This window comes from Anatilimnocola aquadivae (genome assembly GCF_049819085.1).
In the GTDB taxonomy this organism is placed as follows: Bacteria; Planctomycetota; Planctomycetia; order Pirellulales; family Pirellulaceae; genus Anatilimnocola.
Genome location: NZ_CP187419.1, coordinates 3,755,392 through 3,767,594, shown reverse-complemented (window position 1 = coordinate 3,767,594; position 12,203 = coordinate 3,755,392). Strand labels below are relative to the sequence as shown.

Below are 12,203 nucleotides of genomic sequence, written 5' to 3'. Positions count from 1 at the left end.
CTTTTACGGCGATCGCCACTGAATAATGACTACTGCAGATCTCCCGGGCTGAATGGATTGCCGTCATCCCGCTTGGCGAAGTTGAGGAAGACGGGGAGGGCTACGTTGTACGAAACGAGCCGGACCGAGCCATCGCACAGAACCACATTGAAGCCGGCTGGATGTGCCGAGCCGAACGTCCCCGCGATGGCAATTTTCGAGGCATTGCTGGTGGCGAGAAAATCCTGCAGCGGCGCTACTGTGCCCTTCAAGCTGGTTTGCGAATCGGAGGTCGAGCGAGGGCCGGCCACCCAACCGCCACGATGCCAGTCGGATTCCAAGGGCTCGTATTTGTAATACCAGCCCACCGATTGGCAGCGTTCGCCGACCAGCATGGTATTCGACAAACCATCGGTGATCGATTTCAGGCGACACGTTTCCAGATTTGCGTTGCGCGAGAAGGTCACCGCTCCATCGGACCCGTTGTTCTGGCTTCCTTTGCAGCCGGCATAATCAAGCTGCGCGCGAAGACCGTTGGTTCCGCCCGCGTTGATCGACCAGATCTGCGGCGGGTGCCGCGAAGGACAGAAATAGATCTTTACCGGAGTCGCTTTCACAAAATCATCATTCTGGTTGGTCCAAAGTGCGGTCTGCTCGATGAACGGCAGAATCTGATACGCCCAATTCCAACTTTGATTGGCATGGAGTGCCGGTGTGCCAACCGCCGGACTGGGAGCAACGCCCGTGGCCGTGACCCAAGCGCGAAAGTGATCGGCGCCGTTCCAGCCCGTTGCGGGAGCGCTGCCGGCGGTCGGCAAGAGCTGATACGTATCGCTATGGTTTTGAAACCCCAGCCCGATCTGCTTCAAGTGATTCGAGCATTGAATTCGACGCGCCGCTTCGCGGGCTGCCTGGACGGCGGGCAACAGCAGAGCGACCAGCACGCCGATGATGGCGATGACAACTAGTAACTCGACCAAAGTAAATCCGCGGTGAAACGACCGTCTTGCCAGGAAATTCTGTCCCACGTCGATTCTCCTGCTGAAGCTATTTCGAATCGGGATCTCGCCGTTGCCGTAGAACTTGGTCTGTCATTAAGGAGCTGCTGCCAGTTTGCCGTTCGCCAAGCGCAACTGGCGAAACTCTGCTTCGGGAACCTGGCGAACCTGTCGATTCTGCGTCATCACATAGCGGACGCCATCCAAGCCCGTTTTTTCGCAGAGGACGATCGAGTCGGCCGGTTCGCTCCCCAGCCGAGCCGGCAGCACGATGAGGTAAGGCTCGTTATCGCGCGACGAAGTTAAGACTTGATCCGGTTCATCGTTCAGCCCATCTTTGTGGAAGTCGGCCAGCATCGAGCGAATTTCGGCCAGGTCTTTCGGCGGCCGGTTGTAGAAATTTTGCGTGGTCTCGAAGACCCGCGAAATCTGCCGAAAGTCGGTGGTGGTTTCGTCTTCGCGGGACTTTGGTTTGACCGTGCACGCGGTGACCAACAACAGGGCTGCCAGAGCAACGGCCAGGGGCCGGGCTCGAAACCAGAGCTTCAATCTCCGCGCGAGCCACGCAGTCATGCGTATGCCCCAGAGTGAGTTGGCTGGGTAGGAAGTGCGCTGAACAGCCAGGCGGGAACACTTGGCTCTTCAGAGGGGTAAGTGCGGCGGTAGTCTAGCGCGCGGTGCGCACCTCCGCAATATAAAAATCGGCCGATGGGAGAATTCTTGAGGGCCATTTCTGGTGCAACTCGCAACCGCTCGCGAGTCACAAGAGAAGCTCGCTTGCTCCCCCCAGTTCCCAATACTCGCGGACCTTGCCGGCCTCCTGGATCGCCGAGACTTTTTTAATCCTTCAATACTTGACAAAGAATCACGCAACGAACAGATTTCAGCTTCGCGCGTTCACGAGCCGGGCGGCTGCGTTGGATCGGTGGTGTTGCGCGCGGTCGGCTGCCAGCGCGGTGACGAGGATGAAGGGTAAGGAACACCGCGTTAAGGTTAGTGAAGCATGATGCTAGTGAGTATTTGCTAGTACCTGCATAGGTGGCTGTTAACTGGTTATCACTATTTCGTCAGATATCTGGCTTTTGTTCACCTAAGTTGAATGCTGGCTAAATGTTCGAGCAAACAGTTATCACGAAGAAATGACTGAAAAGGTTATCAAAAATGGTTATCAGTGGCGGGGGCGAACCAAGCTTGATACGAACGGCTTGCGGGCAACCAAAGGCGGGCTGGTTGCCATTAACAGCGACGATCGAGGCGGGAGGAATTTGGTTATCAAACGGTTATCAAGAAGCGCGATGATTACCGGTTCAGTTGTGCCGCAAGTTCAAGACAGAAAGACGGTTGCCGCCAAAAAACACGAAGAGATTTACTCGCGAAAAGGTTATCAAATCGAACGGTGAGTGGGAGGAGTCGGGCAATGGGCTTTTCGCGCTGAGCCAGGTGAGTCGCTGAAGCAGATTTAGGAGAGTGGCATTCGTGCCGAGGGGTTTGCTGATCGTACTTCCAATAAATCTTGAGATTTTAGGTGTGAGCGGCAGTTGGACGACTTTTGATATTAGGAGGCATGTCGCATGTGCGCACTAGAGGTGACATAACATGTCACTCGCACGGGCGTTTGACGTTATATTTCTTAAGCTTTGTCGGCTTTGGCATATATTAATAGCATCTTTGTTGCTTTCTTAAATTGCCAAGCTTATCGTAACGCCTGCCGGGATGGCATAGCTTTATTTGGTGGTAGAAACCGCCCGTACTTGCTTAGCAACCGCATTCCTTGAGGTGACCTCGTGGATGAACTCGAACTCAAGGCGAGAGCAGATCGCCGTCGGCGGATTCTCGAAGTATTGAGAGTCACACCACTCGAAGATGCACTCGCTCAGCCCGGCTTCCTGGAAGACCTGACGCTCGAAGCAGAATCGTCGGACCCGCGTGATCCGGACACGATCATCACGCCTGATGTTCTGGAAAACTATCTGGCCTTCGCCGATGCTTGGCGCTCGCGCAAGACGACGGCCTTGCTTGCAAATCGCGGGGCCCGCGTGATTGTCGTGCCGGGCTTCATGGGGAGCACGCTCCGCGATACGACGGGCCCCTACAAACTGATTTGGGTCGACCCATCGCTGGCAGTGAATGGCGAGGAGATCAACGGGTTGAAACTGGCACCGCTGAGTGCGACCGAACCAGAACGAGACGGCAATGCTGGCGTCACGGTGCAGGCCACGGGCGTAGTGCCGCTGGCCTACGATTTGCTCGGCTGGTTTCTGTGGATGAATGGTTACTCGGTCAATTATGCGCCGTATGACTGGCGTAAGCACCTGGATGAGTCCGCACGAAAACTGGAACAGATGATCCGTGATCACTACGCGCAGACATCCGCTCCGGTACGCATCATTGCCCACTCGCAGGGCTCTCTCGTGGCCCGGCGTGCGCTGCAATTGCTGGGAGCAGAGAATGCGAAGCAAATGGTCCAGATGCTCGTCTTGCTGGGGCCCGCCACGTTTGGCACCTTCTCGGCGGTGCAAGCGCTCGTGGGGACCATTCATGAGTTGGAGATGTTCCGGCGTTTTGCCATCAATGTTCCCCTCAATGTCGAGCGCGTGTTCCAGTCGATGTCGGGGCTGTATCAGCTAATTCCCTGGAACAAAGAGTTGATGCCAAGTGTGATTTCGTTGCGAGACGCGTCGTTTTGGAAGACCGGTATCGACAAAGACCGCCTCAACCTGTGCGGCTGGGCCAAGAACATTGATGCCCGTTTTTTCAACGATCGAACGCGCATCATTCTGGGCGATGCTGAGACCGTCGAAAGCGTGTCGTTCGAAAACAACCGGCTCATACCGAAGTACACCACGGCCGGTGACGGAACCGTGCCCGATTTGTTCGCCAAGATTCAGGGAGTGACGACCTATAAGGCTCCCAAAGCAACGCACGGCTTGATGGCCGCCAACTATGTCGTCTGCAAATCGGTCATCAGCCTGCTGGGGGGAAGTTCGCCGAACATTCGTAACCTGCCTTTGGAACTGAACGGAGCAGGCGACGGTGTGCTGCAACTTCAGGACGAGCGGCCATGGGCCGAGCGGCGACCGAAACCAGCAGCCGGCGACGTTGCGACTCGTCCGAGCGAGGCGACGACGCACTTCCCCATCTTGCCTCCCGAACCGGCGGTGCGTCGCCTGCGAGTCTTTGCGCTCGATCCGATGTTGTCGACATCGCTGGAGACTGCGCAGTACTCGGAGTTGACGGTGGAGTTGAACTGGGACGACGTGGGCTCGCAACCCGCGGCGGTGGGGGAGTATGTGGAGGTGGTGGATGTCGATCCTCAAAGCGGTCGCTATTACCCACCGGTCGACCTCAATCATCCGCACTTGCTTGCGCAAGACGGACTGCGGCCCTCCGAACTCGATCCGCAGTTTCATCAGCAGATGACGTTTGCCGTTTCGATGGCGACGATTCGCGTGTTTGAGAAAGCGCTCGGGCGTTTGGCGCTGTGGTCACCTCGATTGCAGCGCGACAAGAACAACCGCGTCATCAACAAGAACTACGATTCGCAATTCGTACAGCGGTTGCGAATTTATCCGCACGCCATGCGCCAGGCCAATGCGTTTTACGATCCCGATCGCAAGGCGCTGCTGTTTGGCTACTTTCCTGCACAGGCCAGACTCGGGGCGCGAGTGAAGCAGGGAGGCACGGTGTTTACGTGTACCTCTTTCGATATCATCGCCCACGAAACGACGCACGCGCTGCTCGACGGACTGCATCGCTATCTGATCTATCCCAGCAATCCCGACGTGCTGGCGTTTCATGAAGGCTTTTCCGATATCGTGGCATTGTTGCAGCGCTTTTCGCATCGCGAGTTCTTGCGCGCTCAGCTAGCGAGTTCCGGCGGCGATCTGATTCGTCAGAACTTGCTTGGTCAACTTGCCGGGCAGTTTGCCGAGGCTTCGCAGGGACACGGCAATGGGCTGCGGCAATACCTAGGTAAGCTGGTGAACGGTGTGTGGGTGCGGGAGGTTCCCTGCCCGAAGAAGATCCAGGAGTTGACCGAGCCTCACGAACGCGGCGCGATCCTGGTCGCCGCGGTTTTTCAAGCGCTCGTAAACATCTATGAGCGACGGTCGGCCGATCTGCTTCGAATCGCCAGTCCAACCGGGCGGGAGATCAATTTGAAGTCGAGTCCCGACCTGCTGGAGCGATTGGCCGACGAAGCGGCAACGTCAGCCCAGCATTTGCTGCGCATGTGCGTGCGCGCGCTCGACTATCTCCCGCCAGTCGATCTGACACTCGGCGAGTACTTGCGAGCTATTATCACAGCCGACTACGACCTGGTGCGCAACGATGACCGCAACTATCGAATCGCCGTGGTCGATGCCTTTCGACAATGGGGCATCACGCCCGCCGATTCCAATACGCTGCTGACCAGTGACCTGCTGTGGCAGGCTCCGGAAGACGATCCGCTGCCTAACCTCATCAAGTGGATCGAGGCCGAACGTAAGGCTGAGCGGTTTGCCGAATGGATGATCGGCATGGATCGCCAGCGCGCGTTTCGCAGCCGGAGCGAACTCGGCGCGAGCCTGCGTAGCTGGCTGTTGAACAACAAGCCGCGTAATGGGGGCGCGTCTCTGGGTATTTGCTTGGACGAGCGCCGGGCGCCATTGAGCATTCAACGCGACAAAGAAGGTCTGCCGGTGTTCGAAGTTCACGCGGTTCATCCGTGTTCACGACTTGGTCCCGATGGCCAGCACTTGCAAGATCTGGTCATTGAGATTGTGCAACGCCGCAAGGTGATGCTGGAGCCTGAAGACCAACAGCAGTTGGAAAGCGGTGAACTTCCTTATAGCGACGCAGAAGAGTATTTCTACTTTCGCGGCGGTTGCACGCTCATCGTCGATGGTCGCAGCGGCGCGATTCGCTATGCCGTTCGCAAGGCAGTGAACAACGAACAGCGACTCGCGGACGAACGGAGTTTTCGCCGTAACCCGACCAACATGCGGCTGGCGATGACCTATTTCGAAGGCGATGACCGGAGTCCGTTTCGGCTGCTGCATCAGCACTGATCCTACTGCCGGCAAACGCTGCAAGAGAACCAAGTCGATCTGTAAGGTGCACTCATGGCGAAGAAGAAAGCTGCTCCAAAACCGAAGACGACTGCCAAGAAAACGGCGAAGGGCGCTGCTACTGGCAAGTCGGAGTTACCCAATGCTCGCTGCGTGCGAGTTCGCATGTATTGCCAGGGCTTGGGAGATTGCTTCTTGCTCACCTTTCCGCGCAAGCGCGGCGGTCGCGACTTTCAGATGCTTATCGATTGCGGTGTGATCTTGGGAACACCCTCCGCCGGTGAGCGAATGCAGCAAGTGGTTGGCGATATTTTCACAACCACCAACGGCGTTATCGATCTGCTGGTCGGCACGCACGAACACTGGGACCACATTTCTGGATTCGAGCAAGCCAAAGAGCAGTTCAAAAAGTTCGACATCAAACAAACCTGGCTGGCTTGGACCGAGAATCCCAAAGACAAGTTAGCCAACGAACTTCGTGAGGAACGCGAAGAAAAGAAGAAAAAGCTGGCACTGGCTCTCGACCACTTCCGTCGCTTAGGCCTCCACGAGACAGACGGGCCAGCCCGCCAGACACATTTTCAATTGGCCGGCCTGGCGAGTTTCTTTGGCATCGACCTGGCAGCGGCGGCGCAGGAGGGAATCGGCAAAACGGCCGAGGCAATGGAGTTTCTGCGCAAGACGGAGGCTCAGTTTTTGAAGCCATTCGAAGTACCGCCAGCGCTCGATATCTCTGCCGACATCGATATTTTCGTGCTCGGACCGCCGACGGACAAAAAGCTGCTGAAAAAGGACTTGCCCACGAAGAAGGGAAAGGAAGTCTACGAAGAGCATGAAGCTCACGCGTTCACGTCACTCGTGGGGCTTGATGCTCCAGACGAAACGGGCCGACAGGAGAGTCAGCCTTTCGACAATCGCATGGGCATGCCTTTACGGTCGGCGATGTCGGACCCCTACTTTGTACAGATGTACGACAACGGTCTGGATGAGCATCCAGCAGCCTGGCGGCGGATCGATGACATCGGCATGTTCGCCGCCACCGATCTGGCGCTCAAGCTCGATGCCGATACCAACAACACCAGTCTGGTGCTCGCGATTCGCCTGCCAAACGGCAAAGTGCTGCTCTTCCCGGGCGATGCTCAGGTCGGCAACTGGGAGTCTTGGCATGCCCTGGAGAAGCACGACAAACGCGCGACCATGCCCGAACTGCTAGCCAATACGGTGATCTACAAAACCGGGCATCACGGCAGCCACAATGCCACGCTGAGCGACCTGGGACTAGAGATGATGACCTCCACCGACCTCACCGCACTATTACCCGTCGACGAAGATGTGGCGCACAACAATAAAGGCTGGCGACGCATGCCCTTCATTCCGCTGATGAACGAATTACACCGCAGAACCGGCGGACGAATCATGCGCGTCGATCACGAGCGGAAACATCCCGCGACCGATATGAAAGGGGGTTCAAAACGGAACTGGACTCTCTCCGAGGCAAAGTTCACGAGCGAACCGATTCGATCGCTGTACCTGGAAACGATCGTGGAGTGGAAATAGCGTGCGTTAATCCAAAAAGCCCTTCGGCAGAATGCTCATTCCCCAGTAAACCATCAGCCCGACGCCGGCGAGAATACAGATCGTCATGAAGATGCTGAGAGTCAAGGCCAAGATGGTGAGTGTGCGACCCTCGGGGTTGCGTGCACCAAGATGCATCGTCTTCAGATCGTCCATCGCGAGAAAGATGACGGCGAAGGAGGGAACGATGCCAAACAGGGGCAAGAGCCAGCCGACGTAGAAGATGCTCGCCGCTGCCAACCAGGCAACGAGGCTGCCCAAAATGGCGATGCTAGTCAGCGTGAGCAACAGGCCCGCGCGATGATCGGCGGTCATCTCGTACTGGGGCACAAACGGCCTCTCGCTGCCGGCCCCCATCGGGGCCGAGAGAGCATCTTTTTTCTGCTTGCCCGCTTCGGCTTCTGCCTCGAGCACCGCGTCCCCTTCCGAGAACGGGTTGGTACCGTCGGCTTGTTCTACTTGCTTGGGCTGAAAGCGGGGATCGTCGGGCCTGAGCAATGGATTCGACATGGCGGCTTTACACTCCCACGCGGCGGTTAACCAATGCGACAGTGCGCGAGCATCTCCGTCGGGCTCATGACGTAGCTCACCAGGAATGGGCCGAACTCGGCATAGCGGGCGCTGGCTTCGTCGAACCGCATGCGATAGACGATTTCGGTGAGGAACTGCGGATTCTTCGCCCAGAGTGTGACGCCCCATTCCCAGTCGTCGAGACCGAGGCCAACCGTGATCAGCTGCGAGACCTTGCCGGCGAACTCCATTCCGCTGCGAGCATGTTCGGCCATCTGGCGATTCCGCTCATCGAAGGGGAGCAGGAACCAGTTCTCGCCCACTTTTCGCTTCTTGTTCATCGGATAAAAACAGGTCGCCGGGTAGGGAGGGAACTCGGGCGTCAGCCGTTGCTTGTTCATCATCGGCAAGCGATCGCCGTAGGCCTTCATCTTGGCCTGATAGGTCGGGCTGTCTTCAGTGTCGCCTTCGGCGATCAAGCGCTTGCCGTATTGCTCGACGCTGGAGACGTATTCTGAGATCTCGGTGACCGACACAAAAGAATAGGTCGGAATGAGCGCCGGGCCGAGAGTGCCGCTGATGAGCAACTGCTGCACGGCATCGATCTTGAGCGGGTTCGGGTCCATGAGCATCAGGCCGAAGTCCGCCTTCTGGCCACTGACGACGCTCGTCTGCAACCGGGCACTCGCGTTGGGGCCTTCCGGATTGAGCGCGGCAATCAGTTCCTCTTTACCCTTGGCAATCTGCTCGGCCGACATGCCAGCGAGCACGCCGCGATCGAAACGATAGTACAGATGCGTGCAATGCCAACCCTGTGTCGGCTCGAGGCTGATGGGAATATTGGCTGCAGCGGGAGGGCGACCGTGACCGTGTGACATGGCGATGAAATGCTATTTCGTGAAAGGAAAGTGACTTTCGCGCATTGTAACATTTCCCCGGTACATCGGGTCGCACGAGAATGCCTGGCGCAGCTAGTTGCTAGGACTTAAAGACGCGAAAGAGATAGAAGAGCGAGGGCGCCAGCAGCGCCGCGCCCACGGGCAGAGTCAGGACGAGGAACTGCAGCGTGGGGGCTGGGGCAGCCGAGGCTGCGAACGTGAGATCGGGATAAACCAGGTACGGATGCTGCGCGAGTCCCCAGCCCAGAATGAGCAGGCAGATTTCGCTGGCGGCAAATACGCGGCTGAGAATATACCGCCGCGTAAAGACCGCCCAAGCGGAAGCAGCAAAACAAGCGAGCCCGGCGAGAACCACTGGCAACGAACGGGGAGACAGTAAGCGTTCAAAGAACCAACGGGCTTCGTACCATGCGAGCAACATCACGCCGCCGGCGAGGACCGCAGTGGCCGTACCAGCGAAGATCGCTCGCAGGCGAAAGTCCTCGCGCAGGTCTCCCTTGGTTTCGTTCGTCAGATAGACGGCTGCCAGATACGCGCAGGTTGCCAGCGCGAGCAGACCGTTCAGGAGCGCGTAAGGCGTCAACCAGAACAGCGGATCACTCAGCACGACTTCGCCATCCTGCACGCGAATCAGCCCTTCCGTCACCACACCGAATGCGGCGCCCAAGAGCACGGGCGAAATGATCGAAGCGACGCCAAATACGATGCCCCACACGCTGGTCTCGGCCGCAGCGTCTTTCGAACGACTTTGGTACGACCGAAAAACGAACGAAGCGCCGCGGAGCATGATGCCGACGAGCGCCAAGTGAAAGGGCACAAACAGAGCAATGGCCAAACGGGAATAAGCCCGCGGAAAACAAGTGAACAGGACGATGACGACAAAAATCAGCCAGACGTGGTTGGCTTCCCAGACGGGGCCCATCGCTTTTTGAATCGCCAGACGTTGTTCTTTTTGTCGCGGGCCAGTGGCAAGCAAATCCCAGACACCACCGCCGAAATCGGCGCCGCCGAAAATGCCGTAGGCCATCATGCCCACAAGAGCGGCCGCGGCCGACAGGTTTACGAGCAACTCGGTGTCGATCATTTCGCGGCAGGCTCCGCTTCCTTGCTCGAAAATGTCAGCTTGCGAAGTAACACGATGACGGTTACTCCCAACAAGGCATACAGCAGCGTAAACGCAATGAACATGCCGAGCACGCCATCGGCAGAAGTGACCGCATCTTTCGTGCGCATCACCCCGTGAATGATCCAAGGTTGGCGTCCCGCTTCCGTTACGATCCAACCCGCTTCGAGACCAATAAACCCAAGGGGGGCGGCGAAGCAAACCGCTCGTAGCAACCAGCGGTGATTCATCACCTGCTCGCCCCAGCGCCAATAGACAAACCAAAACCAGGCGCTGACGAACATCAATACGGTCCCCGCGCCGACCATAATCTGAAACGAGGCGTGGGTCAGTTCCACGTTAGGCCAGTCCTCGCGCGGGGCTTCCGTCAAACCGGGAACTTCTGCATTCCAATCTCCCGTAGCGAGAAAACTCAAGCCACCGGGAATTTCAATCGCAAAGTCCGTACGTTCCTCGGCTTCGTTGGGCCAGCCACCAATCCGCAGCGGCGCTCGCTTTTCGGTAATGAATTGCCCTTCCATGGCTGCGAACTTTACCGGCTGTGTTTTAAAGACGTACTTGGCCAGCAGGTCGCCACTCAGCGGTTGAATAAACGCGCAGACTCCGCCAAGCGACATCGCTGCGATCAATCCCGCGCGGGTGTAGGCATCGTTGCGACCACGCAGCGCCAAGTACGCGTACCAACCGGCTACCGCAAAGGCTACCGACAGGTAGCAGGCAAGCGTGCTGTGCAGAGCCATGTAGAACCACAGCAGCTGCTTGAAGATTGCGATTGGGTCGGTGACCGAGACCTCTCCTTCGACCAGCGTAAAGCCCACGGGTTGATGCATCCAGGCATTCACACCCAGTACGAAAATTCCGGACAGCATGCCCGTCGTCGCAATCACCACTCCGCATAACCAGTGGGCTCGCGGACTGATCTTGTCCCAACCGTACAGATAGATGCCGATGAAGATCGCTTCGAGAAAGAAGGCGTAACCTTCCAAGCCAAAGATGTGCCCGACGACCGCGCCAAGCAGTTCCATGTACTTGGGCCACAGCAGACCAAGTTCCAACGAGAGCGCTGTTCCCGAAACGGCTCCCACGGCAAACAGCAGGCCCATGACCTTGGCCCACTTCATCGCGAGCTTCTTGTAATGCTCTTGCCCGGTGCGCAGATGCATCCCCTCGACCATCACCAGCAATAGAGGCAAGCCAATCCCGATCGCGGCATAGATCATATGAAACGCCAGCGAAACGGTCATTTGCCAGCGGGCCGCAGTGAGGGGGCTCATGAGTAGGGTCTGGGCTAGGAAGGGGCTGGGGACTAGGAACTGGGGGCTAGGGCGGGGGAAGCGGAATCAGAGGTCAGGAGCCGGAGGTCGGGAGTCAGAAAGAGCTAGGATGCAAGACGCATTTGTCTTCACACCCTAGCCCCCAGTTCCTAGTTCCCAGCCCCCTCCCACTACGGTTCCAGTTCCACGTTCCAATACGCTTCGCTGATGAACTTGCTCCAGCTGGCGATGGGCACGCTGGAGATCGCGTAAAGCGGCTTCCACTTGGGACGAATGGGCACCTTCTTCAAGCGCATGCCCACTTCGTGGGTCAGGTGGTTCGCCTTCCGCTTATTGCACTCGACGCAAGCGAGGACGCAGTTCTCCCACGTGCTGAGACCGCCGCGCGAGCGAGGCAGAACGTGGTCGATCGTCAGATCGTCCCCGCCTGGCTGCACGCCGCAGTATTGGCACTGGTAATGATCGCGCTTGAACAGGTTCCGTCGACTGAAGGCGACGTCCATCTGCGGCAGGCGATCGTACTCGGCCAGCGAGAGAACTTCTGGTACTCGCAGCCGCGAGTGAACAGCCTGAATGAACGGCTCGCCTTCACTGGGCTTCATGCGCGTCCAGTCCTGCCAGTCATACTGCTGAAAATCGACCGGATCGACAACGCGAGCCGTACCGTTCCAGAGCAGAATGAGCGAGCGCGAGACGGTCGAAACCCGTACCGGCTGCCAGTTGCGATTGAGAACCAGCGTAGGACGCTGGAGAACTGCCGTCGACATACATGCACCTCCGCAGGGAAAGCAACACGA

General features: G+C 57.7%; 10 protein-coding genes. 3 read left to right on the top strand and 7 right to left on the bottom strand.

Features of this window, described 5'->3' with window-relative positions; genetic code table 11:
• Nucleotides 1-29: 29 nt before the first annotated feature.
• Together NA78x_RS15180 and NA78x_RS15175 are read right to left on the bottom strand one after the other, a co-directional pair.
• Nucleotides 30-1,007 (bottom strand): DUF1559 domain-containing protein, encoded by a 978-nt coding sequence (locus NA78x_RS15180; RefSeq protein ID WP_425619297.1) that lies wholly within the window; start codon nucleotides 1,005-1,007, stop codon nucleotides 30-32.
• 66 nt (nucleotides 1,008-1,073) lie between these two features.
• Nucleotides 1,074-1,550 (bottom strand): hypothetical protein, encoded by a 477-nt coding sequence (locus NA78x_RS15175; protein WP_425619296.1) that lies wholly within the window; start codon nucleotides 1,548-1,550, stop codon nucleotides 1,074-1,076.
• 566 nt (nucleotides 1,551-2,116) lie between these two features.
• On the opposite strand from NA78x_RS15175, the gene NA78x_RS15170 reads away from it, so the two are divergent.
• The 3 genes from NA78x_RS15170 to NA78x_RS15160 all read left to right on the top strand — a co-directional run bounded on the left by NA78x_RS15170 (nucleotide 2,117) and on the right by NA78x_RS15160 (nucleotide 7,582).
• Complete coding sequence (locus tag NA78x_RS15170) at nucleotides 2,117-2,377, top strand: hypothetical protein (RefSeq protein WP_425619295.1); 261 nt, start codon at nucleotides 2,117-2,119, stop codon at nucleotides 2,375-2,377.
• A gap of 384 nt (nucleotides 2,378-2,761) precedes the next feature.
• A complete protein-coding gene (locus NA78x_RS15165) occupies nucleotides 2,762-6,025 on the top strand; it encodes a lipase/acyltransferase domain-containing protein (protein WP_425619294.1) in 3,264 nt (1,087 codons plus the stop codon).
• Nucleotides 6,026-6,079: 54 nt separating this feature from the next.
• On the top strand, nucleotides 6,080-7,582 hold the full coding sequence (locus NA78x_RS15160; protein ID WP_425619293.1) for a hypothetical protein: 1,503 nt from the start codon (nucleotides 6,080-6,082) through the stop codon (nucleotides 7,580-7,582).
• Between the two features lie 6 nt (nucleotides 7,583-7,588).
• Here NA78x_RS15160 and NA78x_RS15155 read toward each other — a convergent pair whose 3' ends face one another.
• The 5 genes from NA78x_RS15155 to NA78x_RS15135 all read right to left on the bottom strand — a co-directional run bounded on the left by NA78x_RS15155 (nucleotide 7,589) and on the right by NA78x_RS15135 (nucleotide 12,173).
• Nucleotides 7,589-8,110 (bottom strand): hypothetical protein, encoded by a 522-nt coding sequence (locus NA78x_RS15155; protein ID WP_425619292.1) that lies wholly within the window; start codon nucleotides 8,108-8,110, stop codon nucleotides 7,589-7,591.
• 26 nt (nucleotides 8,111-8,136) lie between these two features.
• On the bottom strand, nucleotides 8,137-8,988 hold the full coding sequence (gene hemQ / locus NA78x_RS15150) for a hydrogen peroxide-dependent heme synthase (protein WP_425619291.1): 852 nt from the start codon (nucleotides 8,986-8,988) through the stop codon (nucleotides 8,137-8,139).
• A gap of 100 nt (nucleotides 8,989-9,088) precedes the next feature.
• Nucleotides 9,089-10,093, bottom strand: coding sequence for a cytochrome d ubiquinol oxidase subunit II (locus NA78x_RS15145; RefSeq protein ID WP_425619290.1), 1,005 nt, complete (start codon nucleotides 10,091-10,093; stop codon nucleotides 9,089-9,091).
• On the bottom strand, nucleotides 10,090-11,406 hold the full coding sequence (locus NA78x_RS15140; protein WP_425619289.1) for a cytochrome ubiquinol oxidase subunit I: 1,317 nt from the start codon (nucleotides 11,404-11,406) through the stop codon (nucleotides 10,090-10,092). The genes NA78x_RS15145 and NA78x_RS15140 overlap by 4 nt, the downstream gene beginning before the upstream one ends.
• A 170-nt stretch (nucleotides 11,407-11,576) precedes the next feature.
• The gene (locus NA78x_RS15135) at nucleotides 11,577-12,173 is read right to left on the bottom strand and encodes an HNH endonuclease (RefSeq protein WP_425619288.1); all 597 of its coding nucleotides are present in this window, start codon (nucleotides 12,171-12,173) and stop codon (nucleotides 11,577-11,579) included.
• Between the last annotated feature and the right edge of the window lie 30 nt (nucleotides 12,174-12,203).

Excerpts from the sequence above, each read along its gene's own strand:
- NA78x_RS15175 (WP_425619296.1), bottom strand. The coding sequence starts at position 1,550 with ATGACTGCGTGGCTCGCGCGGAGATTGAAGCTCTGGTTTCGAGCCCGG.
- NA78x_RS15170 (WP_425619295.1), top strand. The coding sequence starts at position 2,117 with ATGACTGAAAAGGTTATCAAAAATGGTTATCAGTGGCGGGGGCGAACC.
- NA78x_RS15160 (WP_425619293.1), top strand. The coding sequence starts at position 6,080 with ATGGCGAAGAAGAAAGCTGCTCCAAAACCGAAGACGACTGCCAAGAAA.
- NA78x_RS15155 (WP_425619292.1), bottom strand. The coding sequence starts at position 8,110 with ATGTCGAATCCATTGCTCAGGCCCGACGATCCCCGCTTTCAGCCCAAG.
- hemQ (WP_425619291.1), bottom strand. The coding sequence starts at position 8,988 with ATGTCACACGGTCACGGTCGCCCTCCCGCTGCAGCCAATATTCCCATC.
- NA78x_RS15145 (WP_425619290.1), bottom strand. The coding sequence starts at position 10,093 with ATGATCGACACCGAGTTGCTCGTAAACCTGTCGGCCGCGGCCGCTCTT.
- NA78x_RS15140 (WP_425619289.1), bottom strand. The coding sequence starts at position 11,406 with ATGAGCCCCCTCACTGCGGCCCGCTGGCAAATGACCGTTTCGCTGGCG.
- NA78x_RS15135 (WP_425619288.1), bottom strand. The coding sequence starts at position 12,173 with ATGTCGACGGCAGTTCTCCAGCGTCCTACGCTGGTTCTCAATCGCAAC.